24 protein-coding genes and 1 pseudogene are annotated in these 26934 nt (G+C 66.2%); 18 read left to right on the top strand and 7 right to left on the bottom strand.

Translation table 11 applies throughout. From position 1 onward, the window contains the following. Positions 1-7 precede the first annotated feature (7 nt). The 3 genes and pseudogenes from FB464_RS12625 to FB464_RS12615 all read left to right on the top strand — a co-directional run bounded on the left by FB464_RS12625 (position 8) and on the right by FB464_RS12615 (position 1466). Positions 8-910 carry an aldo/keto reductase gene (locus tag FB464_RS12625; RefSeq protein WP_116413542.1) on the top strand — a complete coding sequence of 301 codons (903 nt, stop codon included), beginning with the start codon at positions 8-10 and terminating at the stop codon, positions 908-910. Between the two features lie 15 nt (positions 911-925). After that, positions 926-1054 (top strand): annotated as a pseudogene (locus FB464_RS20450) (carboxymuconolactone decarboxylase family protein); the annotation flags it as partial. Positions 1055-1064: 10 nt separating this feature from the next. Beyond that, positions 1065-1466: a (R)-mandelonitrile lyase gene (locus FB464_RS12615; RefSeq protein WP_116413543.1), complete on the top strand. Its 402-nt coding sequence runs from the start codon at positions 1065-1067 to the stop codon at positions 1464-1466. Here the strand turns inward: FB464_RS12615 and FB464_RS12610 are convergent. From FB464_RS12610 to FB464_RS12600, 3 genes are read right to left on the bottom strand one after another with little or no spacing between them, the layout of a single operon-like run. Then, a complete protein-coding gene (locus FB464_RS12610) occupies positions 1438-2850 on the bottom strand; it encodes an MFS transporter (protein WP_116413544.1) in 1413 nt (470 codons plus the stop codon). The two genes, FB464_RS12615 and FB464_RS12610, sit on opposite strands and share 29 nt — an antisense overlap. Continuing rightward, positions 2847-3578: an alpha/beta fold hydrolase gene (locus FB464_RS12605; protein ID WP_116413545.1), complete on the bottom strand. Its 732-nt coding sequence runs from the start codon at positions 3576-3578 to the stop codon at positions 2847-2849. The genes FB464_RS12610 and FB464_RS12605 overlap by 4 nt, the downstream gene beginning before the upstream one ends. 26 nt (positions 3579-3604) lie before the next feature. Continuing rightward, positions 3605-4486 carry an NAD-dependent epimerase/dehydratase family protein gene (locus FB464_RS12600; protein ID WP_116413546.1) on the bottom strand — a complete coding sequence of 294 codons (882 nt, stop codon included), beginning with the start codon at positions 4484-4486 and terminating at the stop codon, positions 3605-3607. Between the two features lie 80 nt (positions 4487-4566). On the opposite strand from FB464_RS12600, the gene FB464_RS12595 reads away from it, so the two are divergent. Further along, a complete protein-coding gene (locus FB464_RS12595; protein ID WP_116413547.1) occupies positions 4567-5181 on the top strand; it encodes a TetR/AcrR family transcriptional regulator in 615 nt (204 codons plus the stop codon). 66 nt (positions 5182-5247) lie between these two features. On the opposite strand, the gene FB464_RS12590 is transcribed toward FB464_RS12595, so the two are convergent. Further along, entirely contained in the window at positions 5248-6081 is an 834-nt protein-coding gene (locus tag FB464_RS12590; protein ID WP_116416420.1) for a sugar phosphate isomerase/epimerase family protein, read from the bottom strand. A 39-nt stretch (positions 6082-6120) separates the two neighbouring features. Beyond that, entirely contained in the window at positions 6121-7857 is a 1737-nt protein-coding gene (locus FB464_RS12585; protein ID WP_116413548.1) for a glycoside hydrolase family 3 protein, read from the bottom strand. Positions 7858-8060: 203 nt separating this feature from the next. Here FB464_RS12585 and FB464_RS12580 point away from each other — a divergent pair, with 203 nt between their 5' ends. The 13 genes from FB464_RS12580 (at position 8061) to FB464_RS12520 (ending at position 23947) form a co-directional block, all read left to right on the top strand. Then, positions 8061-8906, top strand: a complete 846-nt coding sequence (locus FB464_RS12580; protein ID WP_116413549.1) for a sugar phosphate isomerase/epimerase family protein — start codon at positions 8061-8063, stop codon at positions 8904-8906. Beyond that, positions 8903-9991, top strand: a complete 1089-nt coding sequence (locus FB464_RS12575) for a Gfo/Idh/MocA family protein (protein ID WP_116413550.1) — start codon at positions 8903-8905, stop codon at positions 9989-9991. Before FB464_RS12580 ends, FB464_RS12575 begins: the two co-directional genes overlap by 4 nt. Then, positions 9988-11175 (top strand): Gfo/Idh/MocA family protein, encoded by a 1188-nt coding sequence (locus FB464_RS12570; protein WP_116413551.1) that lies wholly within the window; start codon positions 9988-9990, stop codon positions 11173-11175. The genes FB464_RS12575 and FB464_RS12570 overlap by 4 nt, the downstream gene beginning before the upstream one ends. A 116-nt stretch (positions 11176-11291) precedes the next feature. After that, entirely contained in the window at positions 11292-12830 is a 1539-nt protein-coding gene (locus FB464_RS12565; RefSeq protein ID WP_116413552.1) for an ABC transporter substrate-binding protein, read from the top strand. Beyond that, positions 12830-13771, top strand: coding sequence for an ABC transporter permease (locus FB464_RS12560; protein WP_116413553.1), 942 nt, complete (start codon positions 12830-12832; stop codon positions 13769-13771). Before FB464_RS12565 ends, FB464_RS12560 begins: the two co-directional genes overlap by 1 nt. Beyond that, a complete protein-coding gene (locus tag FB464_RS12555) occupies positions 13768-15576 on the top strand; it encodes a dipeptide/oligopeptide/nickel ABC transporter permease/ATP-binding protein (protein WP_116413554.1) in 1809 nt (602 codons plus the stop codon). Before FB464_RS12560 ends, FB464_RS12555 begins: the two co-directional genes overlap by 4 nt. After that, positions 15573-16448 carry an ATP-binding cassette domain-containing protein gene (locus FB464_RS12550; RefSeq protein WP_116413555.1) on the top strand — a complete coding sequence of 292 codons (876 nt, stop codon included), beginning with the start codon at positions 15573-15575 and terminating at the stop codon, positions 16446-16448. Before FB464_RS12555 ends, FB464_RS12550 begins: the two co-directional genes overlap by 4 nt. Before the next feature lie 80 nt (positions 16449-16528). Further along, on the top strand, positions 16529-17590 hold the full coding sequence (locus FB464_RS12545; protein WP_116413556.1) for a LacI family DNA-binding transcriptional regulator: 1062 nt from the start codon (positions 16529-16531) through the stop codon (positions 17588-17590). Positions 17591-17681: 91 nt separating this feature from the next. Continuing rightward, the gene (gene uxaC, locus FB464_RS12540; protein WP_211327278.1) at positions 17682-19094 is read left to right on the top strand and encodes a glucuronate isomerase; all 1413 of its coding nucleotides are present in this window, start codon (positions 17682-17684) and stop codon (positions 19092-19094) included. Further along, positions 19091-20530: a mannitol dehydrogenase family protein gene (locus FB464_RS12535; RefSeq protein ID WP_246093049.1), complete on the top strand. Its 1440-nt coding sequence runs from the start codon at positions 19091-19093 to the stop codon at positions 20528-20530. Before uxaC ends, FB464_RS12535 begins: the two co-directional genes overlap by 4 nt. A gap of 128 nt (positions 20531-20658) precedes the next feature. Next, positions 20659-22137, top strand: a complete 1479-nt coding sequence (uidB, locus tag FB464_RS12530; RefSeq protein ID WP_246093048.1) for a glucuronide transporter — start codon at positions 20659-20661, stop codon at positions 22135-22137. Between the two features lie 53 nt (positions 22138-22190). Further along, positions 22191-23429 (top strand): D-mannonate dehydratase ManD, encoded by a 1239-nt coding sequence (gene manD / locus FB464_RS12525; RefSeq protein ID WP_116413559.1) that lies wholly within the window; start codon positions 22191-22193, stop codon positions 23427-23429. Continuing rightward, positions 23426-23947 carry a gluconokinase gene (locus tag FB464_RS12520; protein WP_246093189.1) on the top strand — a complete coding sequence of 174 codons (522 nt, stop codon included), beginning with the start codon at positions 23426-23428 and terminating at the stop codon, positions 23945-23947. The genes manD and FB464_RS12520 overlap by 4 nt, the downstream gene beginning before the upstream one ends. Here FB464_RS12520 and FB464_RS12515 read toward each other — a convergent pair. Together FB464_RS12515 and FB464_RS12510 are read right to left on the bottom strand one after the other, a co-directional pair. Next, positions 23944-25134 (bottom strand): 4-hydroxybenzoate 3-monooxygenase, encoded by a 1191-nt coding sequence (locus FB464_RS12515; protein WP_116413560.1) that lies wholly within the window; start codon positions 25132-25134, stop codon positions 23944-23946. The genes FB464_RS12520 and FB464_RS12515 overlap by 4 nt on opposite strands. A 122-nt stretch (positions 25135-25256) precedes the next feature. Continuing rightward, positions 25257-26024: an IclR family transcriptional regulator gene (locus FB464_RS12510; protein WP_342780709.1), complete on the bottom strand. Its 768-nt coding sequence runs from the start codon at positions 26022-26024 to the stop codon at positions 25257-25259. Positions 26025-26090: 66 nt separating this feature from the next. On the opposite strand from FB464_RS12510, the gene pcaH reads away from it, so the two are divergent. Beyond that, positions 26091-26933 (top strand): protocatechuate 3,4-dioxygenase subunit beta, encoded by an 843-nt coding sequence (gene pcaH, locus FB464_RS12505; protein WP_116413562.1) that lies wholly within the window; start codon positions 26091-26093, stop codon positions 26931-26933. The last annotated feature ends 1 nt before the right edge of the window (position 26934 follow it).

The following is a 26934-nucleotide window of genomic DNA, read 5'->3' as shown; positions in this document are numbered from 1 at the left end:
CGCCAACGTGTACGGGGCCGGAGCATCCGAGAGTCTCCTCGGACGCTGGTTCGCCAGCCGGCCGACCGACGTCACAGCCCGGGTCGTTCTGGCCAGCAAGGCGCGGTTCGGCACCGGCCCCGACGTCAACGAGAACGGGCTCTCCCGCCGGAACCTCGACCGGGCGCTCACGGCGTCGCTCACCCGGCTCGGCCGCGACAACATCGACCTGTACCAGCTGCACGGCTGGGACCCGCTCACCCCGATCGAGGTCACCCTGCGCTTCCTCGACGATGCCGTACGGGCAGGCAGGATCCACCACATCGGCCTGTCGAACTTCACCGCCTGGCAGATGCAGCTCGCCATCTCCGCTGCGAAGGCCCTCGGTCTGAACGTGCCCGTCACCCTGCAGCCGCAGTACAACCTCGTCTCCCGCGAGATCGAGTTCGAGACCGTGCCCGCCGCCCTCTACAACAACGTGGGGCTGCTGCCGTGGTCGCCGCTGGCCGGCGGGTTCCTCTCCGGGAAATACCAGAAGGACGCCAAGCCCGCCGAGGGCACCCGCGCCGGCAGCGGTGGGCCGATGATGGATCACATCCACGGGGACCTCGCCGCCAAACAGCGGAACTGGGCCACCCTCGACGCCGTACGCGACATCGCGACGTCACTCGGAGCGACACCGAGCCAGGTCGCGTACAGCTGGGTCGCCAACCGGCCCGCTGTGATCGCGCCGATCGTCGGCGCACGAACCCTTGCGCAGCTCGAAGAGAACCTCGTAGCGGCCGACCTGGAGCTCGGGGCCGAGGCGACAACCCGGCTCGACGACGCGAGCGCACCGACGCCGAACGACTACCCGTACGGCCCGTTCGGTGTGAAGCAGCGCGACCGCTACGTCGACTCCAGCGACCAGGCCATCGGCGAACTCTTCTGAACCCACCTCGGCGGCGCCGTTGAGAACGGCATCACCCGGTACGAACTCATCGAAGCGCTCACCCGCGTAGCGTTCTACGCAGGCTGGCCCACAGGCATGGGCGCCATGACCGTCGCCAAACGCGTCTTCGACGCAGACAACTAGAGGAGCACCAATGGAGATCGAACCGCAGAAGCCCAGCGCCAAGAACCCCGCTGCGCAATTCGCCGGCGACGTCTGGCTCGATGTCGTCGCGGCACCGCACACGGACGACCAGCGGATGACCGTGGCCATCGTCAAGTTCGCGCCCGGAGCCCGAACGGCCTGGCATTCGCACGCCCGCGGCCAGTATCTTCGCGTGACCCAGGGTGTCGCCCGCTTCGGCGACCGCGCGGGGAACATCATCGAGGTTCACCCTGGACAGACCATCTACACCCCGCCGGGCGAGGAGCATTTCCACGCAGCATCCGGCGGCACGTTCATGGAGCACATCGCGATGCTCGAGAACGGCGACGACCCTGCCGAAACCACCACCTGGCTCGATCACATCACTGACAACGAATACGACGGAGTCTGAGAGCAGAACGAAACCCGGCGGCGACCGCCACCAGGGCGAGGGCGGCGCCGCACGCGCCGAAGGCGAGGTGGTATCCGGTCTCGGGGGTCGGGGTCGTCGCGGTGGAGGCGATGAGTGCTGCGGCGACCTGGGCGCCGAGGGATCCTCCGATGGTTCGGAGGATCGTATTGAGTCCGGTCGCCTGTCCGGTGACGGAGGGTGTGACGGCGGCGAGGAGGAGGTTCACTGCTGCGGTGAGGGCGAGGCCGACGGCGATGCCCAGGATGGTCGTGCTGGCCAGGATCGCCCAGACCGAGTCGACAGCGGCGACGAGGATGCCGTAGCCGATCACGCCGAACACCCCGGCCGCGACCAGCATTCTCGCGTGCCCGAACCGTGCTCCCAGGCGCCCGGCGGCGGGCCCGACGAGCACCATGGTCACGGCGGTCGGCAGGAGCAGCAATCCTGATTGCAGTGAGGTGGCGCCGAAGCCGTACCCGAGAGTGGTGGGGGTCTGCACGTATTGCGGGATGACGCTGAAGGCGCCGTAGAGCGCGAACCCGACCAGCAGCCCGGCGATGTCGGCAGTGAGCACGGCGGGGTTCCCCAGCAGGCGGAGCTCCACCAGAGGGTCGGCGGCGCGGAGCTCGCGGAGCACGAAGCCGCCCAGAGCGAGGATGCCGATGGCGGCAGCGAGCAGCAACGACGGCACCGGCCAGGCGCGGGTTTCACCGATCGCGAGAAGGATGCTGGAGAGAGCCGCGGCCAGGAGGGCCGCCCCCCACCAGTCCACCCTCCCGGGGGTGCGGCCGGGCGACTCCGGTACTCCGACGGCGATGAGCACGAGCGCGGCGAGGTTCACCAGCGCGCTCGACCAGAAGATCGCCGGCCATCCCCCTGCGGCCAGGAGGGGTGCGGGGAGGATCAGCCCGACGGCGAACCCGATCCCGAAGGTGCTGCTGATCGCGCCGATGATGGCGGGTATCCGTTCGGCGGGGACGATCTCCCGAACGAGCCCGTAGGCGAGTGGGAACGCGGCCGCTCCGACACCCTGCAGGGCTCGGCCGGCGATGAGTACGCCGATGGTGGGTGACAGTGCGGCGGTGACCGATCCGGCCAGGAGGGCGCCGACGCTGATGAGCAGCAGGCGTTTCTTGCCGAACATGTCGCCGAGCCGCCCGAGGATGATCGCCGAGACGGAGGAGACGAGCAGGAAGGCGCTGAGAATCCACGAGGTCTCGGTGACGGAGGCGTTCAAGGAGCTCCGGATCTGGGGGAGCGCGGGCAACACCATGCTCTGCAGAACCGAGAAGGCCGCTACCGCGCTGAGGAGTGCGACTGTTGCGAGTCGCGGGGCGGCCGGTGCAGGATGCGCGGATCGCACTTCGCTCGTGGACCGGCTCATGAGCGGCGCCGGGTGAAGCGCAGCAGAAGATCGACGAGCGCATCAGGGTCAGTGACCATGGAGTCGTGGCCGGCGTCGAGCTGCCGGACGACGGCGGGCTCCCCGTTCGGTTGCAGCGTCGGCAGCTGGCGGCGTGCCGCTTCGGGGGAGGGCCCGCGCACGCAGTCGATGTGGGCCCGGGGGATGTGGAAGGTCTGCGGGTTGCGGATGCGCACCGGCTCGGTGAAGCAGCGCGCAGACTCGTCGCCGATGAACGACTGCAACCAGCGGATGTCCTCCGGCTCAGTGACGCCGAACCATCCGTCGGAGGTCGGTTCGTCCGGCGCGATACGCCACGATTCGCCTGTTGCCGCGGCCTGTTCGACCCGCACGCGGGTGGGCTGATCGATGTCGACTGCCGCTTCGCCGTCGGCGGGGATCATGGCGTCGAGGTAGACCAGCTGAGCGACACGTTCGGGCATTCGGTCGGCGACTCCCTCGATGACGAGGCCGGAGTATCCGTGGCCGACGAGGATGACGTCGACCAGGTTCTCCGACTCGAGGAGACCGGCGATGTCGGTGACATGTCGCTGGAGTCCGACATCCGGGCCGAGCAGGTGTTTCAGGGCCCCGTGCCCGGTCAGCGAGGGGGCGTGGCAGGTGTGCCCGGCGGCGATGAGTCCGGGAACCATGCGGTCCCAGACCTCACCGGCGTGCCAGGCGTCGTGGATGAGCGCGAACGTGGACATGATGGATGCCTTTCGGAGCTGCGGGGTCAGGAGGTGTAGTAGCCGGCTTCGAGGTCTTCGAGCAGGGTCGGGCCGGTCGGCTCCCAGCCGACGAGCTGGCGGGTGACCGTGTTGGCCGCAGGCTGGTCGCCGCCGAGCAGGGCGCCGAAAACGCCCAGCTGTGCGGGGTCGACCGCTGCGGCAGGCAGCCCCGTCTTCCGTGAGATGACCTCCGCGACGTCACGCATCGGCACCCCCTCCTCGCCGACGGCGTGCAGCACCGCCCCGGCGGGTGCCTTCTCGATCGCCAGGAAGAAGAGTCGCCCGGCGTCGCTGATGTGCACAGCCGGCCACCGGTTCGACCCGTCGCCGACGTACGCTGCCGTGCCCAGCTGGCGGTCGAGCCCGACCAGCGCGGCGATCAGCCCGTTGCGGTCTCCTTCGCCGTGAACGGTTCGGGGCATGCGCACGAGAGCCGAACGGATGCCGTTCTCGGAGAGCGCCAGAACCGCATTCGCGGTCTTCACCCGCGCTCCGGCGGGCCCGGCAGGGTCGAGGTGGTCGGCCTCGGTTGCGAGGCGTCCTTCCAGAATCGGCGTTCCGGATGCCGCGATGACGGCCTTGCCGCTTCCCGCGAGGGCGCCATCGAGTTTTGCGATGAGCTGCAGCTCGTTCTCGATGGTCTCATCGAACGCCGCGAAGTCGAGCGTGAAGGCGAGGTGCGCGGTCGCATCGGCCTTCGCGGCTTCAGCCACGATCAGATCGTGGTCGTGCATGTCGCCGAGTACCGCGCCGGCACCGAGAGCCCGGATCTTCTCGGCTGAGGCTTCGGATCGGGCGAGCCCCGTCACCGTGTGGCCGGCAGCCAGAAGTTCGCGGGTCAGCGCGGTGCCGATCCAGCCTGACGCGCCGGTGATGAAGACGTGCATGATGTTCTCCCTGTGTTATGTGACTGAGTAACATCACCGTACACCTGATGTGACTGAGTTGCATCAGCTAGGATGTGAGCATGGGCCGATGGGAACCGGATGCACAGGGCAGACTCCTGCGCGCCGCCCTGGAACTCTTCGCCGAGAACGGTTACGAGGCTACGACGACGGCGCAGATCGCCGAACGCGCGGGGCTGACGAAGACGACGCTCTTCCGTCTCTTCGCCGACAAGCGGGAGATCGTGTTCCAGGGGCAGGGTGAACTCGTCAGCCTCGTCACCCGGGGCGTCGATGAAGCGCCTGGCGGCGCGAGCGCGTTGGACCGCATGATCAACGGCATACGCGTCCTGTCTGGCGCCCACGCTCATGAGCACCGCACGACGGGGCGGATCCTCGATCCGATCCTCGCCCGAAGCCCCGAACTGAACGAGCGGGCCATCTTCAAGCGCTCCGCGATCACCTCGGCACTCGAGCAGGCCCTCATCGGTCATCGGATCGACCGGTGGCAGGCGGGAGTGTTGGCCGACCTCGGTATCAGGGCCTACTACAGCGGCTACGACCTCTGGGTGGCGCTCGATGACTCATCCACACTGACGGACCATGTTCTCGCCCAGATCACCATGCTGCAGGATGCACTGGGGGATGTACTGCATTCTGCCGCGCCGAGCATAGACGTTGGTTCGGGTGGCCACTGAACTGTCTGACGCGAATGTCTCACAAACCCAGTCGGAGGCGGGCGGTGGCGTAGCTGCGCTTCTGGCTCAGAACAGGGCTGAACAGCCCAGCGCGACGAGGTTGTCGTGCGATGTGCGCAGACAGTCCAGAGGGGTGCGACCGTACTGTTCGTCCTGTTCGACCAGCAGGTAGCGAGCCCCGATCGACACGCTGGTGGCGATGATGGCTGCGAAGTCGAGTGAACCCTCGCCTACCTCGGCGAATTGCACCACGCCTGTGAAGTCGGCCATGAATGAGGCGTAGTCGCCCGCGGCGAGTTTCGCGAAGGCATCCGCGGGGATCTGTCCGATGCGGTAGTCCTTCAGGTGCACCATGGATACGCGATGGCCGTACTTCTCCAGTGTTCGCACCGGGTCCAACCCGCCTCGCTGCACCCAGTGCACATCGAGCTCGAGGCCCATGAGGGGTGCCCGTTCGGCGATGATGTCGAGCAGGTAACGGCCGTCGAACTTCTGGAACTCGATGTGGTGATTGTGGTAGTAGAGGCCGATACCGTGCTCTGCCAGCCGCGCGGCCATGTCGTTGGTCTGGTCACAGAACTCCAGCACCTTCGACAGCGACCCCATCGCGTCGAAAGGGAGCATTCCGATGCGGACCATACCTGCGTCGAGGGTCTTCGCGTCGGCCACGATCTTCTCGAAGTCGGTGGTGAGTGACTCGGCGGTGGCTGGCCCCGGTCGGAGGCTGGCCGAGAGGGCCGCGATGTCCATGCCGAGATCGGTACGTGCTCTTCCCAGCTCGGCGACGTTCTCCGGCGTCATGGGTATCTGAGATATCTCGACCGCGTTGTAGCCGATCTCGCTCACCTTTCGGAGAGTTTCGAACGGCCCGTCGGCAGCGAATTCGTTTTTGAGCATCATCGCCTGTACGCCGATTTTTGCCATAATGGGTCCTCTTTTCTAGAGTCGTGTTCCGAAGGTGTCGCACCAGACGTTGTCGTTGAAGGTGCCCTGGAACGGGGAGAGTCCCACGATCTTCTGCACGGCGGCGTGGATTGCCTCGCGACTCGGGTTGTGCGCATGCACCATGGTCTTGACCATCGGTACATCGATCAGGTGGTTCGGCTGGTTCACCGAGACGAACACCGTGGGCACCTCGGTCACGTACCAGGGGATTTCGGCGGCCATCGGAGTAGACCAGCGGATGCGCACGCTGGCCTCCTGGGCGAATCCGGCGACGTTCGCGAAGACGACTGCTGCGTCGTATCTGTTCGGGTAGTCGCCGTTCGCCTCCTCGGCCATCACAGTGTGGAAGTACACGCCCGCCTCGCCCTCCGCGGCCCTCTGCTTGGCGTTCTTGAAGACGTGAACCTCGAATCCGGCCGCCTCGAGCTCTTCGGCGGCGATCGCAAGGTACCCGTTGGGGTCGGTGCCGGTGAAGTCCGCCTCGCCCGAGACTCCGTAGAGTCGGATGCGCCGGTGCGTCTTCGGGTCGAGCGGCAGATTGTTCTGGGTGTCTTTGACGAGGGTCACGGTCTTGTCGGCTACTGCGGCGGCGACGGCGTGGTGCGCGTCGCTGCCGATGATGGAGAGCGCCTCGACCGGAGGAACCAGTTCTGCGGTGGGGGTCACGTGCAGGTCGAGAGTCGCCTTGAGCCCCAGGATGCGCTCGAGTGCATCCTGCAGCCGCTGCTCCGTGATCACCCCCGTGCGGTACCCGTCAAGCATGTACTGGAAGTCTTCGGAGGGTTCCCTGAAAAAGAGGAACATGTCGCAGCCCGCGGCGATGGCAGCCGGAACAAGATCCCGTCGCCGCATCGCCTGGGTCATCCCGACCATCATCGACGCGTCGGTGAGGATGAGGCCGTTGAAGCCGAGCTCACCCCGAAGGAGGTCGTTCAGCAGTTCGGGTGCCAGCGTTGCCGGCCGGATGTCTGCGTCGGCGATCCCTGGACGGAAGGCGCGCGAGAGCTCAGGTGCGCCGATGTGGCCGACCATGATGGACTGGATGCCGTGGGCGATCAGCTCGCGGTAGACGCGGCCATAACTCTCTTCCCAACGCTCGAGCGAAAGAGTGTTGTAGCTCGTGACCACGTGCTGGTCGCGTTCGTCCACTCCGTCGCCGGGAAAGTGCTTCATCGCCGCGACGGTCTTCGATTCGCTCAGACCGTCGAAGTACTCTTTCGCGCGTTCGATGACAACTCCCGGCTCATTGCCGAATGCCCGCGTGCTGATCACCGTGTTCCGCCAGTTGTAGTGGATGTCGACGATTGGCGCGAACGCCCAGTTGCAGCCCATGGCGGCCGTCTCGACGCCGGCGATCCGGCCCATCTCCCGTGCGATCGAGGCATCGGGATGCGAACCGGCCTGGAGATGTGTGCTCACGAGCGTGCCGTCGTCGGCGCTGCCGAAACCACCCATCTCCGGGTTGGATGCCACGAGCAGGGGGATCTTCGAGCGGCTCTGCGCGTACCGGATGTGCTGCTGCACGGTTGCTGAGTCGGAGCCCATGTACCGGATGCCGCCGACGTGGAAGCCGTCGATCACCGAGTCGAGGTAGGCCGGGTCGAACCGGGTGTTGAGGTTGATGAAGAGCTGCCCGATCTTCTCCTCGAGCGTCATCGAGGCGATGGTGGTGTGCACCCATTCGATGGCGTCCGGGCCGAGATTGAACGGCGAGGCGGCGAGGTCGACCATGTCACATCCTTGTGTCGGGGGAAGGGAACGGCACCCCGGACGGGGCGCGGGAGTTCTGCTTGATGATCCCAGTCAAGCCGAGCGGACAGCTGTTGTCAACCGGTTGCCAAAGATGCACGTCCGGGCGTACAGTAGGCCGCAACCGACGCCGGTCGAACGGATCGGGTATCTGCCGGTCCGAGAACGAAAGGCGCTTCCTCATCATGACTGTGCAACCGGATGCCTGGACCCTGTCCGGGTTCGGAGACGAGATCGATCCCGACCCGGCCGTTCAGGTCGCGGTCCTGAAGGCCCTTGGTGCCCGGTACATCGAGGTGCGGAGCGCGTGGGGCGTGAACGTCATCGACCTCGATGACGAGCAGCTCGCAGAACTTGCGCGGCGGTTCGCGGCGGAGGAGATGGGAGTCTCGGCCGTAGCGAGTCCGATCGGCAAGGTGAACATCTCGGTCCCGGCGGAGGCGGAGGTCGCCCGACTCGCCCGTGTCATCAGGGTTGCTCAGAAACTCGGCACCCCGAACATCCGGGTCTTCTCCTTCTTCAGGGATGCGGGCGTCGAAGCGTCGAGCATCCGCGACGACGTGATGCACCGGATGCGTCTGATGGCCGATCTCGCAGAGGATGAGGGTGTCGTGCTGCTGCACGAGAATGAGAAGGACATCTATGGCGACACGCCGGAACGCGTGCTCGACATCGTCGAGAGCGTCGGTTCGTCTTCGCTCCGGCTCGCCTGGGACAATGCGAACTTCGTGCAGGTCGGTGTGCGCCCGTTCACAGATGGCTACGCAGCGCTTCGGCCGTACCTCGACTACCTGCAGGTGAAGGACGCGCGCGCCGCCACGGGCGAGGTCGTGCCGGCGGGCGAAGGCGACGGCCAACTGCTCGAGACTCTCACTGCCCTGCGAGACGACGGGTACAGCGGCTTCGCCTCCCTCGAGCCGCACCTTGCGGTCGCCCACGAACTCGGCGGATTCTCGGGCCCGGTCGCCTTCGGCGAGGCCGCCAGGGCCTTTGCCGACCTACTCCGCGAGATCGGTGTGGGTACCGTATGACCGCACCATCGGTGCGCGTCGCCGTCGTGGGTTGCGGCGACATCTCGAGCCTGCATCTCGCTGCGATCGCGGCCCGCCCCACAGCCACGCTGGTTGCGGTGTGCGACGTGCATCAGGGCAGGCTCACTGAGTCTTCCCGCATCCACGCCGTACCGGGATTCTCCGACTTCGACGACATGCTCGCCACTGCCGCGCCCGACGTCGTGCACATCTGCACTCCGCACCACCTGCATGCACCCATGGCCGTCGCTGCCCTGCAGCGCGGTATCCACGTCGTGCTCGAAAAACCTCTCGCCCACTCGCGAGAGGAAGGCCGGCGCATCATCGCGGCGGCGGAGGCGAGCGGTGCCAGAATCGGGATCTGCCTGCAGAACAGGTACAACGCGTCGACCTCGGCCGCAGCCGCCGTGTTGGCTTCCGGTGAACTCGGCCAGGTGCTGGGTGCGTCGGCGACAGTGATCTGGAGTCGCACAGCCGACTACTATCTCGATCGGCCCTGGCGGGGTCGCTGGGCCTCGGCCGGCGGCGGGTTGCTGATGAATCAGGCCATCCACACCCTCGACCTTCTGCAGTGGCTTGTTGGCCCCGTGGCCGGGGTGAGCGGTCACGCAGCGACCAGAGCTCTCGCCGACGTGATCGAGGTCGAAGACACGGCCGAGCTCGTGCTCGAGCACGTCCGAGGCATGCGGAGCGTCTTCTTCGCCACGAACGCTCACGCCGTGAATGCTCCCGTCGTGATCGACATCGTCCTCGAGCGTGGCTCCCTGCGGATCGCGGGCGACCTCATCGTCACTCGCGCCGATGGCAGTACTGAGACGGTGGCTGAGCAGAATGCTCCGACCGGCGCCCGATCGTATTGGGGCGTATCGCACGAACGTCTCATCAACGATTTCTACGACACTCTCGACTCGCCTGAACCTTTCTGGATCTCGCCGGAAGAGGCCTACATCTCACTCGACATCATCCAGCAGGTGTACGACCAGTCGTACCCCGAACGGGCTCTGCCCGCCGAAGAGAACCACCCGGCCGCCGGTCGAGACGCACGGCCGGCCGGCCCCAACGAACAGAGGAAGACATACGCATGACGAACGAAACCGCACCCCGCACCCGTCTCCGCCTGGGCATCATCGGCTACGGAGCGCAGGGCTCCCTGTACGCGAAGTTCATCGCCGACGGGCTGGTGCCGAACACAGTGATCGGCGCCATAGCCGACACCGACCCGGCAAAGGCCGAGGCGGCCGGGGCGGCGCACCCGGGAGTGGCACTCTTCGCCGATGCAGTCTCGATGATGGACAGCGGGCAGGTCGACGCGGTTGTCACCTGCGTGCCGCACTTCCTGCACCCGCAGCTGGGAATCGAGGCTCTCAGCCGCGGATTGCATGCGCTGGTGGAGAAACCCGCGGGTGTCTACACGAAGCAGGTCGAACAGCTCAACGCTGTGGCCGCGGCGCACCCCGAACTGACGTTCGGAATCATGTTCAACCAGCGCAACAACCCCCTCTACATCCGCCTGAAGGAGATCGTCGACAGTGGCGAGATCGGTGACGTACTGCGCTCGAACTGGATCATCACCAATTGGTGGCGGCCGCAGGGCTACTACGACCAGAGCGCCTGGCGTGCGACCTGGGGCGGTGAAGGCGGTGGCGTGCTTGTGAACCAGGCGCCCCACCAGCTCGACCTCTGGCAGTGGATCTGCGGGGTTCCCCGATCGGTGTTCTCCAAAGTCGCCTACGGTTTCGCCCGCAACATCGCGGTCGAAGACGAGGTGACGGTGCTCGCTGATTTCGGCGGTGGCCGCACGGGAGTCTTTGTGACGGCGACCCATGACCTCGTCGGTACCGACCGCTTCGAAATCCAGGGCAGCCAGGGGAAGATCGTTGTCGAGGACTCTGCCGTGGCCACCGTCACCCGCTTGGTGAAGCCGGAGCGCGAGCTCAGCGAGTCGATGGCGATGGATGACGTCGTGCGACTCTTCACGGGCCAGCTAGACACCAGCGAGCTGTACACCACGGAGACCCTGCGGTTCGACTCGCCCTGGGGTGCACAGCACTCAGGCGTGCTGGCGAACTTCGCCGCAAATGTGCTCGACGGCACCCCCCTCCTGGCGCCGGGTGCGGACGGGATCATCGGTGTCCGGCTCGCCAACGCCATTCATCTCTCGAGTTGGCGGGGCCAGGAAGTGGGTCTCGACTTCGACCAGGAGGAGTTCCTGGACGAGCTCAACGCGCGGATCGCCAACGAGGGAATCTTTCCGCCCCAAAATATTTGACAATCGGTTGCCATCCAGTATTTCGCCGGGATACTATAGGCGCATCCAATGCCGGAGACCCCGCGCCGCAGAATGGCAATCGCTTGCCAATCTGGTCGTACCAAGAGGAGAAAACAATGAAGTTTCGTCCACGGGCAGCAGCATTTGCCCTGCTCACCGCCGCAGCGCTCGCGCTCGGCGGTTGCTCAGCCAGCACCGACAGCGGCTCCGAAGGGCAGTCCGGTACCGGAGGCACGCTGACGATCGGCGCTCTCGTCGATGTCAAGTCGTTCGACCCGGCCCAGGCGCACATCGGGCACTACGTCCAGTACTACCAGGCCGTCTACGACTCCCTCCTGCGACGCGAAGCCGACGGAACCCTGGTTCCGATGCTCGCGACGAAATGGGTGTACAACGACGACAACACCCAGTTGACCCTGACGATCAGGAGCGACGTGAAATTCAGCGACGGAACTGTGCTCGATGCGTCTGCGGTGAAGGTGAACCTCGACCGATTCCGTCAGGGCAACGGACCTGACGCCTCCACGCTGAAGCAGGTCTCAGACGTGTCGGCGCCCGACGCGACCACGGTGGTCATCACCCTCAGCGCCGCCGACCCGGCCCTGCTGGACTACCTCGGCAACGCCGACGGGTTCATCGCGAGCCCTGCGGCCGCCGCAGCCGGTGGGCTTGACACGACCCCGGTCGGCAGCGGGCCGTACACCCTCGACAAGAACGCGACCGTCGCGAGTTCCACCTACACGTTCACGAAGACGCCCGGCTACTGGGATCCGTCGCTGCAGGTCTACGACACCATCGTGCTGAAGCCGATCACCGACACCACGGCGATGCTGAACGCCCTGATCTCGGGCCAAGTCGATGCCGCTCTCCTGACCCCGAAGACGGCCGACCAGGCCAAGGGCGCCGGCATGACCGAGTACACCTACCCGACCGACTGGCAGGGGCTCCTGATCTTCGACCGTGACGGCTCCACCGTTCCTGCCCTGGCGAACGTCAAGGTGCGCCAGGCCATCAAATACGCCATCGACAAGGATGCCCTGCTGGCGCAGGTCGGCAAGGGGCTCGGCACGACCACAAGCCAGGTCTTCGGCAAAGGAACCCCCGCGTTCGATCCTGCGCTCGATTCCACCTACGCGTATGACCCGGCCAAGGCCAAGCAGCTCATGGCCGACGCGGGTTACGCCGGCGGATTCTCGGTGACCATGCCGACCGTCTCCGGTTTCTTCGACCCTGCGCTCACCGCTGGTATCCAGCAGAACCTCAGTGATATCGGCATCACGGTCAACTGGGAGAACATCCAGGGCAGCGACTTCGTCTCGGGCCTGACTCAGGGCAAGTGGCCGATGAGCTGGTTCTCGCTCTTCCAGGGCTCTCCGTGGGTTGCTGTGAACCAGATCGTGGCACCGACCGCCACCTACAACCCCGACCGCACGACCGATCCTGAGGTCGAGAAGCTGATCGGGGGCATCCAGAGCGGTAGCGAGGCAGACCAGGCGACTGCGGCGAAGGCCCTGAACAGCTACCTGACCGACCAGGCGTGGTTCGCTCCCTTCTACCGTCCCGACCAGGTCTTCTTCACCGATTCACAGACCACCACCGCCCCGCAGCTGCAGCAGGCCGTTCCGTCGCTGTACTCGTACGCTCCGGCCAAGTGATGCTGGGCTTCATCCTGAAGAGGATCGGCTCGGGGCTCGTCGTACTCTTCGTCGTCTCGACCCTGACCTTCTTTCTGCTGAACTTCTCGGCAACCAGCGTCGCCCGCAACATTCTGGGCGAGTCAGCGACCCTCGACCAGGTGAAGCTCAAAGAATCGCAACTCGGGCTGGACCAACCTCTGGTGACCCGGTACGTCGATTGGCTCGGGGGAATCGTCCGTGGGGACTTCGGTACATCGTGGTTCACCAATCAGCCCGTGGTCGACAGCATCCTCGCCCGCATCCCCACCACCTTGTCGATCGTGCTCGTGACGATCGTGATCGCCGCCGTGTGCGCCACGCTTCTCGGTGTCACGGCGGCGGTCAGGCGGGGATGGGTCGACCGGCTGCTCCAGCTGCTCTCGATCGGCGCGTCAGCTGTGCCGCAGTTCGTGATCGCGATCATTCTCGTCACCGTTCTCGCCATCCGACTGCGACTCTTTCCGGCCACCGGATACGTCTCCCCAGCGGTGGACCCACGACTCTGGCTGCTCTCGATCACCCTGCCTGTGCTTGCTTTGGCGATCGGCGCTGTCGCAAGTACCGCACAGCAGGTCAGGAGTGCCACGATCTCGGTTCTCGGGCGCGACTACGTGCGAACTCTCCGGAGTCGCGGTCTCGCTCCGCGTGAGATCCTGTTCCGCCACGTGCTGAGGGGGGCCGCTCCGGCCGGCCTCACAGTGCTGTCCCTCCAGTTCATCGGGATGCTCGGCGGGGTCGTCATCATCGAACAGATCTTCGCGCTCCCGGGAATGGGCTTCCTCGCCCTGCAGTCGACAACACAGGGGGACATGCCTGTGCTGATGGGCGTGGTCGTGTACATCGTCGTCATCGTCGTCATCGTCAATCTGCTGGTCGACCTCGCCGTCGGCTGGCTCAACCCCAAGGCGCGTGTCTCATGACCGAACCACTCGTACCGCTCAGAGCCCCGAAAATCGCCGCGCGACCGGGTATCGCTCACCGGCTCGTGACCAACCCGCTCGGTGCTGCATCGTTGGCCGTGCTGGCCATCGTCATCCTCGCAGGGGTCGTCGGACCGCTCATCTCGCCCTTCGACCCGACTGTGGCGAACCTCGGCGACGCGCTGCAACTTCCCGGGTCCGAGCACCTTCTCGGCACCGACAGTGCCGGCCGCGATGTACTCAGCCGACTGCTGACCGGCGCTCAGAGTACGCTCATCGCTGCCGCCCTCGCGGCTGTCGTCGCGGTCGGTATCGGCCTGCCGACCGGGCTCATGGCCGGCTACTTCGGTGGCTGGTTCGATTCGGTCGCCAGCTGGTGCACGAACGTACTGATGTCGCTGCCGGCGATCATCATCCTGCTGGCCGTGAGCGCCGCGCTCGGCCGTTCGGTGTGGGTCTCGATGACCGTCTTCGGTGTGCTCATGACACCCGGGTTCTTCCGGCTGACCCGCACCTCGGTGCGAGCGGTGCGCAATGAGCTCTATGTCGACGCCGCCCGGGTGGCGGGGGTCGGCACCGCGAGTATCATCGGCCGCCACATCCTGTCGGTCGTGCGGGCACCGGTGATCATCCAGACCTCCATCGTCAGCGGAATCGCGATCGCGATCCAGGCGGGGCTCGAGTTCCTCGGCCTCGGCGACCCGCTGGTCTCCACCTGGGGTGTGATGCTCAACGAAGGCTTCATCAACATCTACAGCTCCCCGCTGCTTGCTGTCTGGCCTGCGCTGGCGATCTCGATCACGGTCGGCGCCTTCGTCATTCTCGGCAACGCCCTCCGTGACGCCCTCGAAGACGCACCGAAGATCAGAGGTGTCAAGCGCCTGGCGCTGTCGGTTCCGAAGACCGAGGCGATCGTGCTCGACCCCAAGCACGCCGAAGTGGACTCCAGGCATTTGCTCACCGTCTCCGGGCTCGGCATCGGATATCCACAGGCGAACGGAACCAAGACCGTCGTCTCCGACGTGTCGTTCTTCGTCGACCGCGGCGAGGTGCTGGGCATCGTCGGCGAGTCGGGGTCGGGCAAGACGCAGACCGCGTTCTCGATTCTCGGCCTGCTCCCACCGGAGGCCCGCATCACCGGCGGGAGCATCGCCTTCGACGGTATCCCGCTCGTGTCTGCCGACGGCCGCCGCCTCTCAGAGGGTCGGCTCGCGGCGCTTCGCGGAAAGCGGATCGCCTACATCCCGCAGGAGCCGATGAGCAACCTCGACCCGAACTTCACGATCGGCTACCAGCTGGTGCGACCCCTCGTGAAAGTGCTCGGGCTCAGTAGAACGGCCGCCAGGGCCAGGGCACTCGAACTTCTCGGCATCGTGGGTATCACCGACCCGCAGCGCACCTTCGACGCTTATCCGCACGAAGTCTCGGGCGGAATGGCGCAACGTGTGCTCATCGCCGGAGCCGTGAGTTGCAACCCCGACCTGCTCATCGCCGACGAACCGACCACGGCACTCGACGTCACTGTGCAGGCCGAAGTACTCGACCTGCTGCGCGACCTGCAGTCACGATTCGACATGGGCGTCGTGCTCGTGACTCACAACTTCGGCGTGATCGCCGATCTCGCCGACCGTGTGGTCGTCATGCAGAACGGGGTCGTCGTCGAGACGGGCGATGTGCGGAGCATCCTGCGTTCACCGTCCGAGCGCTACACGCAGACGCTCCTGGGCGCCATGCTCGAAGGCAAAACCCCCATGACGCCCCTGTCGGTGCCCGATGATGAACCCGTGGAAGCAGGCCTCGCATGAACCGCACGTCAGAACCGTCCCTCCTGAGCGTCGACAGGCTCGTCGTCGAATACCCGGGCAAGGGGTGGCGGGCCCGTTCGTTCCGAGCGCTCAACGAGGTCTCGATCCAGATCGCGCCGGGGGAGACCCTGGGGCTGGTCGGGGAGTCGGGGTCGGGCAAGACCACACTCGGCCGTGCGGTGCTGGGACTCGCCCCGGTCACGAGTGGAACGGTGACGTTCGATGGCGACGACATCTCGCATGCCGGCGGAAAGAAGCGCCGCGCGCTCAGTCGGGATCTCCAAGTCGTCTTCCAGGACCCGTACACCTCGCTGAATCCGTCGCTGACGATCGGTGAGATCCTTGCCGAACCACTCACCGTCCAGGGGGTGCCGCGCACAGATGCCCGCAAGCGGGTTCGTGAAGTGCTCGAACAGGTGGGACTGCCCGCAGACACCTCCCGGCGGACGCCCCGGGAGTTCAGCGGCGGCCAGCGGCAACGCGTGGCCATCGCCCGTGCGCTGGTGCTGTCGCCGAAACTCATTGTCTGCGACGAACCCGTCAGCGCTCTCGACCTGACGACCCAGGCGAGAGTACTGGACCTCTTCCTCGAGATCCAGCGCGACACGGGGGTGTCCTACCTGTTCGTCTCGCACGACCTCGACGTCGTACGGCACATCAGTCATCGGGTCGCGGTGATGTACCACGGCGAGATCGTCGAGCAGGGCGAAGCCGCCGCGGTCACCGTCAACCCCGTGCATCCGTACACCCAGCGCCTGCTTCTCGCGTCGCCGGTGCCCGACCCCGACCGACAGGCCGCACGTCGGATCGAGCGTCGCGAGGCCAGCATCCGGGCGGAGTCTGCGGCCCATGCGGTACCGGCCGTCAACTGAGTGGCGGGCATCCTGTGCGACGATGAGAGTCGAGACCAGATGCGCCCGCCGGGCATCGAAAAAGAGAGTCGAGCCACGCCGTGAGCGCTGACGAAGCAGCACCCTCTGTGCCGGAGCAGGCACGCGCGCCGCGCCGGGGGCACCCTGCTCCGACGATCTACGACATCGCCAAGGCGGCAGGTGTCAATCCGTCGACTGTGTCGAGGGCGCTGAACAAGCCGGGGCGAATCAACGCCAAGACCGAGCAGCGCATTCAGGCCGCGGCCAAACAACTGAACTACCGGCTGAATCCTATGGCCCGCGCTCTTCCCACTGGGCGCATGCAGACCCTCGGGCTGCTGATCGCCGACATCACAAACCCCATGTTCTTCAACGTCGTTCGAGGGGCCCAGCGCGAGGCATTCAAGCGCGGGTACACGCTGATCCTCGCGGAGTCACAGGAGTCGGAGTTCAGGGAGGCGGAAGCTGCCGAACGCGTCGCGCCGTTCGTCGACGGGCTGATTCTGGTGACGACCCGGCTTGACGACGACCAGATCCGCGAACTCGCCGAATGGAAGCCCCTCGTGGTCATCAACCGTCAGGTCGACGGCGTCGACGGAGTGGTGCCCGACATCGTGCCGGGAGTCGAGCAAGCTCTCACCCATCTCTCCGAGCTCGGTCACCGTTCGCTGGCGTTTCTCTCCGGACCGGCGAATTCCTGGATGAGCAGGGCCAGGTGGGAAACGCTGTTGGCGAGAGCTCCGAAGCACGGCATGACGATCGTCGAGATCGCCGTCGGCGCTCCGACGCTCGAGGGGGGCACGAACGCTCTCACGCGAGTGCTCGCCTCCGGGGTCACAGCCGTGCTGGCGTACAACGACCTGATGGCGATCGGCCTGATGCGTGCCGCACAGCAGCGCGGCATCATCATTCCCGACGACTTGAGCATCATCGGATTCGATGACATCTTCGGCTCCGATTTCACCTCTCCGCAGCTGAGTACCATCCGCACTCCCCTCGATCAGATCGGGGAGAGGGCGGTGCGGAGATCGCTGGAGCTCATCGACTCCCCGACTGGCGTCGCGGCCGGCGACTCCGCGGGTCGCGCGCTTGTCACCGAACTCGTCTCGCGCGGGTCGGTCGGGCCTCTGCCCGGATCCTGACGCTCGGCCCGAGTGCTTCGGCACTGCCGCCTGCATGGAATGGCAACCGGTTGACAAAATTCGCGTCCTACCCTTGAATTGAGCAATGCAAATGATGCTTGACCTTGATGCCGACCGACTCTTTCCCTCAGATCCCGAGACCCGAAAGATCGCCCGTGCCCTCTACGAGAGCGTGGCAGGATTGCCCATCGTGTCGCCGCATGGGCACGTCGACCCCCGCATCCTGCTCGAGAACGTTCCGTTCACCGATCCCGCACAATTGTTTCTCCGCTACGACCACTACGTGACCCGGCTGCTGCACGCAGCAGGAATCGGGCTGGGCGAGCTCGGAATCCCCACCCGAGACGCTCAGGGCCGCACAGCCAGCCCGCGCGAAGCGTGGCGCACATTCTGCGAGAACTGGCACCTCTTCGCCGGAACGGCCTCCGGATACTGGTTGCAGCACGAGCTCGTCGACCTCTTCGGGATAGCCGAACATCCCTCTGCCGATACCGCCGACGAACTCTTCGACCAGATCTCGGCCTCCTTGCAGACGGACGAGTTCCTGCCGCGCGCGCTGTTCGCCTCCTTCCGGATCGACGTTCTCGCAACCACCGACGACCCCATGGACGATCTGGCCGCCCACGCCGCGCTCGCCGCCGATCCGAGCTTCCCGGGCCGCGTCATTCCGACCTTCCGGCCCGACAGCTACCTCAACCCCGCCGCCCCGGGCTGGGCCGACAACGTCGCGGCCCTGGCGACCTGGAACGGCACCCCGACCGCCGACTACGACGGTTATCTCGCCGCCCTGGCCGGCCGCCGCCGCCACTTCATCGACCACGGAGCCGTCTCGGCAGACCACGGTGTTCTCCAGCCCGTCGCCGCCGAGATCACCCGGGACCGTGCAGAGGCACTGTTCTCCGAGGCACTCGAGGGTCGGCTGGATTCCGAGGGCGCTGGCCTCTTCGCAGCTCACATGCTCCTCGAATCCGCCCGCATGAGCGTCGAAGACGGCCTGGTGATGACCGTGCACCCGGGCATCTTCCGCAATCACGACACCTCCACGTTCGAGACCTTCGGACCAGACTCGGGCCACGACATCCCTGTCACGACGACCTACGTCGACGGCATCCGCCCGATTCTCCAGCGCTACGGTAACGACCCCTCGTTCCACCTCGTGCTCTTCGCCGTCGACGAGACGGTCTACTCCCGCGAACTCGCGCCGCTGGCCGGCTACTACCCGGCTGTGTACATCGGTGCGCCGTGGTGGTTCCTCGATGCTCCGGACGCCGTCCTGCGGTTCCGTGCAGCAACGACCGAGACCGCCGGTTTCTACCGTGGGTCGGGGTTCATCGACGATACGCGGGCGTTCCTCTCCATTCCAGCCCGCCACGACATGTCGAGGCGGCTCGACGCGAGCTTCCTCGCTCGGCTCGTCCGCGAGGGGCGTGTGGACCGCCCCAGTGCCGAGCGCATCATCCACGACCTTGTTCACCTCGTGCCCCGGAAGGCGTTCAAACTGTGATCGACACCCCGAACAGCACACTTCCCCTCCTGACCCGCACGGCGTTCAGCCGGAAGCATCCCGGAGAAGCTCCCACCGCCGGCGTGCGCATCGTGCACATCGGGCTCGGCGCCTTCCACCGGGCGCATCAGGCGTGGTACACCTCCCGGGTGGATGAGGGATCGGAGTGGGGTATCGCGGCGTTCACCGGCCGCAGCCCTGCGGCGGCCGAAGACCTGCAGCCGCAGGGTGGACTCTTCACGCTCATCGAGCGAGACGACGACGGCGACCGGGCCGAAGTGGTCGGCAGCATCGTCGAAGCCCGCAACGGCGCTGACCTCACCCGGTTCATCGAGCTGCTCTCGGCTACCCAGACCGCGATCATCACGATCACTGTCACCGAGGCGGGCTACCGGATGAGGGACGGCCTCCCCGACGAGACCGACCACGAGCTGTGCGCAGACCGCGAGTGGCTGGTCGGAAACCTGGCGGGTGCCGACCAGCCCGATCCTGCGCTCGGGGGGCCGGTCACCACCATGGGCCGACTGGTGTTCGGGCTCGACGCTCGCAGGCGGGCGAATGCGGGTCCGATCGCGATCGTGCCGTGCGACAACATGCCCGCGAACGGGTACCTCGTACAGCGTGCCATCGGCGTTCTGGCGGCCGAGGTGAGCCGTGAACTCACGGACTGGATCGCCGCGAACGTGTCCTTCGTTTCGACCTCCGTCGACCGGATCACACCCCACACGATGCCGACCGATCTCCTCATCGCCTCAGAACTGACGGGCTGGCGGGACAACGCCACTGTCGTGACCGAGCCATTCAGCGACTGGGTGCTGAGCGGCGAATTCCCCGCCGGCCGGCCCGCCTGGGAGCGTTCGGGCGCACTGTTCGTCGACGACCTTGAGCCCTTCGAGAACCGCAAGCTGTGGTTGCTCAACGGCGCGCACAGTCTGCTCGCCTACGCCGGCATGCTGCGCGGTCATGAGACCGTCGCGCAGGCGATGACCGATCAGGTCTGTCGTGCGTGGGTCGGCACCTTCTGGGACGAAGCGGTTCGGCACCTGCCCGCTCACGGCCTCGACCTCGACGGCTATCGCTCTGCACTGGTGCGCCGCTTCACCAACACCCGCATCGAGCACCGGCTCTCGCAGATCTCTGGCGAGGGCGTCCTGAAGCTCCGGGTGCGCATCGTACCGACGCTCCTGGCCGAACGTGCCGACGGACTCGACGCCGGTGCCTCCATCCGGGCCATCGGCTCATGGGTCGCGCTCGTGCTCTCGGGCGCACGACTCGTCGACAGCGCGGGGGAGGCTGTCGCGCTCGCGAAGAGCGCAGACGAGCCGGTTGCCGCGTTGCTCGAACTCCTTGATCCGCGCCTGGTCGCAGACGCCGGCGTGCGTGAAGCCGTCTCGGCGGTGGTGCGGGCCGAGCGGGTGGAAATGCGCGCCATCTGATTTCGGCAACCGCTTGCCAAAATGTGCTGAAAGTGCTTGACTGGTCACACCAGACGGAATGGTGCCCGTGATCCCTCCGTCGATTCCCCGCAATGACGCGCCCGCAAAGACGCGACCGGAAGGCAGCCGTGATAGACCAGAACCCCGATCTCACCACGTCAGGCGCGCGACCCGCGCCCGCGGTCGGCACGAAGCTCAGCCGACTGAGCATCGTCGGCTACGGGGCAGGCGATGCGGCCAACAACCTCGCATTCACCACCGCGACGATGTTCCTCCTCGTGTACTACACCGACGTCGCCGGGATCTCCGCGGCCGCCGCCGGCACACTGCTCCTCGTCGTACGCATTTTCGATGCGTTTGCCGATATCTTCGCGGGGCGTATCGTCGACCGCACCTACAGTAGGAGATTCGGCAAGTTCCGCCCGTTCCTGATGTTCGGTTCAGTGCCGCTGTTGCTTCTCTCCGCTGCCGCGTTCTCCGTTCCGCAGATCGGCGAGAGTGGCATGCTGCTCTACGCCTACCTGACGTACGCGGCCCTCGGCCTCGCCTACAGCCTGGTGAACATCCCCTTCGGTTCCCTGGCCGGCGCCATGACCCAGGTGCCCGCCGAGCGCGCGAAGCTCGGAAGTGCGCGTTCGATCGGCGCCGCGCTCGTCGGGGCAGGTCTTGGCATCTTCGTCGCTCCGCTGATCGTGCCCGGCGCCGACCTTCAGACGATCTTCACCGTGATGACGTTGTCGTTCGTTGTGGTCGGAACGGTGCTGTACTTCTTCACGGCCTTCACCGCGAAGGAGAGGGTCGTTCGCGATGTGCCGCGCGTCACCATGCGCCAGAGTTTTGCTGTGCTGAAGGGCAACAAGCCGTTGTTCATGCTCTGCATCAGCTCCTTCCTCTTCCTGACCGGCATGCTGGCGCTGAGCACCGTGCAGCTCTACTACCTGCGCGACGTACTCCACGCCCTTCCGCTCTATGCCGTCATCTCGATCGTGCAACTCGCCGCCACCTTCGGCCTGGCGGCGGTGGTGCCCAGCATCGTGCGCCGATTCGGCAAGCGCCAGGGCTACATCGTCGGAGCAGGGATCATGGCACTCGGAGGCGCAGTCGTCTTCGTCACACCATCCAGCCTGCCGGCGCTCGGATTCGCCGGGCTGGTCCTCTGCCAGATCGGCATCGTGTTGGTCAACATGCTCGTCTGGAGCCTGGAGGCTGACACCGTCGAGTACGGCGAGTGGAAGACCGGAGTGCGTGCAGAGGGGATCACCTACGCTCTCTTCTCCTTCACCCGCAAGACGGGCCAGGCCGTCGGCGGCGCACTCGCCGCCTTCTCGCTGGCGTGGGGAGGCTACGCAGCAGGGGCCGCCCGGCAGTCGGCAGAAGCCGAACTCGGCATCCGCGCCGGAGCTGGGCTCATCCCGCTCGCCGCCTCACTCGTCGCCATCATCGTCATGCTCTTCTACCCGCTCACAGACAAGCGTCACAGAGAGATCGTCGCCGAAATAGCCGAACGCCGCGCCGAAAACGGATCCGCCGCACCCACCGACCCGTCCCTCTCCACAGCCGCGTTCACTGTTCCGCGCGGTGCCGGGTCCAAGCGCCCCGAACGCTGATCTGCAACGAACCGCATCGCATCTCAACCGACATCGAAAACTGAAAGAGAACAATGAGAATCGACAAGGCAGAAGTCATTGTCACCAGCCCCGACCGTAACTTCGTCACGCTCAAGCTCACGACCGACGACGGCGTCACCGGTCTCGGTGACGCAACCCTCAATGGGCGCGAACTGGCCGTGGTCGCCTACCTGCAGGAACACGTCGTCCCGTTGCTGATCGGCATCGACGCCCACAAGATCGAAGATACGTGGCAGTTCCTCTACCGAAGCGCCTACTGGCGCCGGGGCCCCGTCACGATGGCCGCGATCGCAGCAGTGGATGTCGCGCTCTGGGACATCAAGGCCAAGGCCGCCGGCATGCCGCTCTACCAGCTGCTCGGCGGCGCGTCCCGAACCGGACTGCTCGCCTACGGCCACGCGTCGGGGAAGACCACGTCGGAACTGTTCGACAGTGTTCGAATGCATCAGGAACAGGGCTACAGGGCGATCCGTATCCAGACAGGGGTGCCGGGCCTGAAGTCGATCTACGGCATCGCCTCGAACGCAACCCTCGAGGGCAACGACGGAAAGAGGTACGACCACGAGCCCGCGCAGCGCGGCGCGTTTCCTGCGGAGGAGGACTGGGACACGCGGAGCTATCTGCGCCATGTGCCCACCGTCTTCGAAGCAGTGCGTAACGAGTTCGGCCCCGAAATTCCGCTCCTCCACGACGGCCATCACCGCATGACGCCGATCCAGGCCGCGAAGCTCGGCAAGTCGCTCGAGCCGTATGACCTCTTCTGGCTGGAGGACTGCACGCCGGCGGAGAACCAGGAGGCGCTCCGTCTTGTCCGTCAGCACACCACGACGCCGCTCGCGATCGGTGAAATCTTCAACACCGTGTGGGACTACCAGCAACTCATCCGCGAGCAGCTCTTCGACTATGTGCGGAGCGCCGTCACCCACACCGGCGGGATCAGCGCCTTGAAGAAGATCCTCGAGTACGCAGCGCAGTACCAGATCAAGTCGGGGATGCACGGCCCGACCGACATTTCTCCGGTGGGCATGGCGGCGGCAATGCATCTCGGCCTTGCTGTCCACAATTTCGGCATTCAGGAATACATGCAGCACGGGGAGAGAACGAACGCCGTCTTCCAGCAGTCCTTCACGTGGAACGACGGCATGCTGCATCCCGGTGACAAGCCCGGACTCGGTGTCGACCTCGACGTCGACGAAGCCGGAAGATACCCGTACGAAACGGCCTACCTCCCCTACAACCGCCTCGCTGACGGGACTGTGCACGATTGGTGAACGGCACTGGCGTGACCCCGCCGTACCATGTTGTCGTCATGGGAGTGTCCGGATGCGGCAAGAGCACCGTCGGAGCGTTACTGGCTGCGCGACTGGGAGTCGGCTTCCTCGATGCGGATTCGCTCCATCCCGTTGAGAATCTCCGCAAAATGGCTGCCGGAGTTCCTCTCACCGACAGTGATCGTTGGCCGTGGTTGTCTGAGGTTGCCGATGCGTTCGAGAGGGCGGCCCCGTCGGATGGGGGACTCGTCATCGCCTGCTCAGCCCTCAGGCGCGCATACAGAGACTCCATCAGAAGCAAGAGCCTGAGCGTTCACTTCGTGCACCTGGTTGGAACAGAATCACTGCTGCAGTCCCGGCTCGTTCACCGGGCGAACCATTTCATGCCGGCCGCGCTGCTCTCCTCGCAGATCGAGACCTTGGAGGAGCTGGAAGCGGACGAGCTGGGAACAACGATTGACATCAGCATGCCGGCCGAGCGCATCGTCGAGCTTGCGGCGCGGTCTCTCGCCCTCTAAACCGAATCCGTTGCGAGCGGCCAGCCCGTGTAGCCCTCGGCGAGGTAGGTGCGACCGGCCTCCGATGAGGCGACGGTGCGGAGCTCGCCCCGCTGGCGGCGGCGGTCGAAGTCGCTGGCGTCGGGGGTGACGTGCAGCATGCTCGTCATCCACCAGGAGAAGTGCTGGGCCTTCCAGATGCGGTCGAGGGCGCGCTCGGCGTAGCTGTCGATGAGCCGTTCGTCGCCGGTGACGAGCAGGGCTCGCAGGGCATCCGCGAGCAGCACGACGTCGGCGATGGCGAGGTTCATGCCTTTCGCGCCGGTGGGCGGCACGGTGTGTGCGGCGTCGCCGACCAGCGCGACCCGGCCACGGCGGAGCTCCTGGGCCACGAAGCTCCGGAAGCGCAGCACGTCGCGTTGGATGATCGGTCCTTCGTTCAGCGTCGTGCCGGGCACGCGCGCCTGGAGGGTGTCCCAGATCTCGGCGTCGCTCGGTGCCGCGGCGTCGGCGGACGGGTCGCACTGGTAGTACATCCGCTGCACCGTGGGGCTCCGCTGGCTGATCAGGGCGAAGCCCTGCCCCGAGTTGCTGTAGATGAGCTCCTCCGAGCTCGGCGGGGCTTCGCAGAGAATCCCGAACCACGCGAACGGGTATTCGCGGAAGTAGCCGTCTGCACGCGAGCCGCTCACGGCGCCGCGGACGACACTCCGCGACCCGTCGGCCCCGACCAGGAACTCGGCTTCGATCCGAAGGTGTTCGCCGCGGGCATCCGAGGCGAAGACCACCGGATGCTCGGACTCACCGCCCTCGACCCCGTCGACCGTCACGCCGAAACGCAGATCCTGCCCCCGGCCGAGCCGGAGCGCCAGCAGGTCTTTGAGTACCTCGTGCTGCGGGTAGAGCCAGACGCTCCGGCCGACGAGGGACGGGAAGTCGATGCGCTGGCCTTCGTCTCCGAAGCGCAGCTCGATGCCGTCGTGCCGGTGGCCGACCGTGTCGACGCGGGTGTCGGGGTCGATGGCGCGGAGCAGGTCGGCCGTGTTCTGTTCGAGGATGCCGGCGCGGATGGTGGACTCGATCTGCTCCCGGGAGCGGGAGTCCACGACGATCGAGTCGATGCCGGCGTCGGCGAGCAGCTGCGACAGGATGAGCCCGGCGGGACCGGCACCGACGATGGCGACCCGGGTGCGGACGGTGGTGGTCATGGCGTCTCCTTCGACGGTCGTGCTGGCGGGGGTGCCGGTGGGTGTGCTGGCGGGTGCCTGGTGCCAGTGTGCGATCGATGGCCGCCGTCGTCTGTATGATTCCCGATGATCGGGAACCGCCGTCAGGAACGGTAGCCGAGCGAGCGGGCGATGTCCCCGGCGGCGCGGTGCAGTTCCACCACGGCGAAATCCGACTCCGCATCGCGCGGTAACACCACGGAGAGGGCCGCGATGACCCGTCCGGTCTCGTCCCGCACCGGCGCGGCGATGCCGGTGGAGACCTCCTCGATGTAGCCCGGCGCGATGGCGTGCCCGAGCCGGCGCACCTCGGCGAGCTTCCGGCGCACCGCCGCCGGGTCCGACAGCGTCGCCCGGGTGAGGGGGGCGAGTCGCGAGGAGAGCACGCGTTCCTGCAGGTCCGATGGCCCGAAGGCCAGAAGCACGAGTCCCGAGCTGGAGGCGTGCAGCGGCAGCCGTCCGGCCACGCGGGTGATGTTCGAGCCCGATTCCGGGCTGCTCAGCCGCTCGAGGAAGAGCGCCTCATCCTGTTCCAGGATGGCGAGCTGGGTGTGCTCCCGCACCCGCGCCTGCACCCGTTCCATGAAGGGCATGGCGGCTTGTCGCAGCCGGAGGGCCTGCGACGAGCGTGTCGACAGTTCCCAGAGCCGCATCCCGATCCGAACGCGCCGCTCCTCATCGCGTTCGAGCAGGCCGGCGTCGACGAGTTCGTTCACGATGCGGTGCGCGGTCGAACTCGGAAGCCCTGACCGCCGACCGATCTCCGTCGCCGTCTGCACGGTGCGCGTCGGCGTGAAGGTGTCGAGGATGCGAACCAGCCGGTCGGTGCCTGAGTCGCCGGTGGGGGAGTTGGCCATGCTCCATGCTGCCACGGATCGATCGTTTTTCCCATTCATCGGGAGCGCATCGCTCGCCCGCGGCACGGTGTCCGAGAATGGATGCACGCCGTTCCGCCCGTCGAAGGAGACACTGTGACAGCACCGACCGCCGCGGCTCCGGAGAGCCTGCTGGCCGCCCCCGCCCGGGCATCCCAGCGCGAGATCACCGCCGAGATCGGCGCGCTGCACGCCGACCTGCAGCGGCGCGAGCGCGAGGGTGAGGTCATCCCGTCGACCGTTCTCGACTTCCCGGCGTACCGGTCGAGCATCCTGCGGCACCCCACCAAGAACCTCAAGCTGGTCGACCCCGGGACGATCGAGTTGCTCTCGCCGGCGTTCGGCCAGCGTGACGTGGCCGCCATCGAGAGCGATCTCACGATCCAGCACGCGGGCGAGCCGCTGGGCGAGCGGATGACCGTGCGAGGCCGTGTCACGGACTCCTGGGGCAGGCCGGTGGCGAACCAGCTGGTCGAGATCTGGCAGGCGAATTCGGCCGGTCGCTACATCCACCAGCGCGACCAGCACCCGGCACCGCTCGATCCGAACTTCACCGGGGCCGGCCGCGCGATCACCGATGCTGCGGGCGACTACGCCTTCACCACCATCAAACCGGGCCCGTACCCGTGGAAGAACCACGTCAACGCCTGGCGCCCGGCGCACATCCACTTCTCCGTCTTCGGCAGCTCGTTCACGCAGCGGCTGGTGACGCAGATGTACTTTCCGGGAGACCCGCTGTTCGCGCTCGACCCCATCTTCAACAGCATCTGGCGGGAGCGCGACCGGCAGAGCCTGATCGGCGTCTACGACCACGACCTCACCTCCGAGGAGTGGGCGACCGGCTATCGGTTCGACATCGTCGTCGACGGTCCGGATGCCACGTGGTTCGAGAACGAGGGGGAGTGAC

The sequence above is a fragment of the Subtercola boreus genome, from assembly GCF_006716115.1.
GTDB classification, from domain to species: domain Bacteria; phylum Actinomycetota; class Actinomycetes; order Actinomycetales; family Microbacteriaceae; genus Subtercola; species Subtercola boreus.
The sequence above is the reverse complement of the archived record's forward strand: the minus strand, read 5'-3'. Positions and strand labels throughout refer to the sequence as shown.

Coding starts and splice junctions, on each gene's coding strand:
- FB464_RS12570 (WP_116413551.1), top strand. CDS start 9,988: ATGACGAACGAAACCGCACCCCGCACCCGTCTCCGCCTGGGCATCATC.
- FB464_RS12580 (WP_116413549.1), top strand. CDS start 8,061: ATGACTGTGCAACCGGATGCCTGGACCCTGTCCGGGTTCGGAGACGAG.
- manD (WP_116413559.1), top strand. CDS start 22,191: ATGAGAATCGACAAGGCAGAAGTCATTGTCACCAGCCCCGACCGTAAC.
- FB464_RS12565 (WP_116413552.1), top strand. CDS start 11,292: ATGAAGTTTCGTCCACGGGCAGCAGCATTTGCCCTGCTCACCGCCGCA.
- FB464_RS12515 (WP_116413560.1), bottom strand. CDS start 25,134: ATGACCACCACCGTCCGCACCCGGGTCGCCATCGTCGGTGCCGGTCCC.
- FB464_RS12575 (WP_116413550.1), top strand. CDS start 8,903: ATGACCGCACCATCGGTGCGCGTCGCCGTCGTGGGTTGCGGCGACATC.
- FB464_RS12610 (WP_116413544.1), bottom strand. CDS start 2,850: ATGAGCCGGTCCACGAGCGAAGTGCGATCCGCGCATCCTGCACCGGCC.
- FB464_RS12615 (WP_116413543.1), top strand. CDS start 1,065: ATGGAGATCGAACCGCAGAAGCCCAGCGCCAAGAACCCCGCTGCGCAA.
- FB464_RS12555 (WP_116413554.1), top strand. CDS start 13,768: ATGACCGAACCACTCGTACCGCTCAGAGCCCCGAAAATCGCCGCGCGA.
- FB464_RS12560 (WP_116413553.1), top strand. CDS start 12,830: ATGCTGGGCTTCATCCTGAAGAGGATCGGCTCGGGGCTCGTCGTACTC.
- FB464_RS12590 (WP_116416420.1), bottom strand. CDS start 6,081: ATGATGCTCAAAAACGAATTCGCTGCCGACGGGCCGTTCGAAACTCTC.
- FB464_RS12550 (WP_116413555.1), top strand. CDS start 15,573: ATGAACCGCACGTCAGAACCGTCCCTCCTGAGCGTCGACAGGCTCGTC.
- FB464_RS12585 (WP_116413548.1), bottom strand. CDS start 7,857: ATGGTCGACCTCGCCGCCTCGCCGTTCAATCTCGGCCCGGACGCCATC.
- FB464_RS12605 (WP_116413545.1), bottom strand. CDS start 3,578: ATGTCCACGTTCGCGCTCATCCACGACGCCTGGCACGCCGGTGAGGTC.
- uxaC (WP_211327278.1), top strand. CDS start 17,682: ATGATGCTTGACCTTGATGCCGACCGACTCTTTCCCTCAGATCCCGAG.
- FB464_RS12600 (WP_116413546.1), bottom strand. CDS start 4,486: ATGCACGTCTTCATCACCGGCGCGTCAGGCTGGATCGGCACCGCGCTG.
- pcaH (WP_116413562.1), top strand. CDS start 26,091: ATGCACGCCGTTCCGCCCGTCGAAGGAGACACTGTGACAGCACCGACC.
- FB464_RS12595 (WP_116413547.1), top strand. CDS start 4,567: ATGGGCCGATGGGAACCGGATGCACAGGGCAGACTCCTGCGCGCCGCC.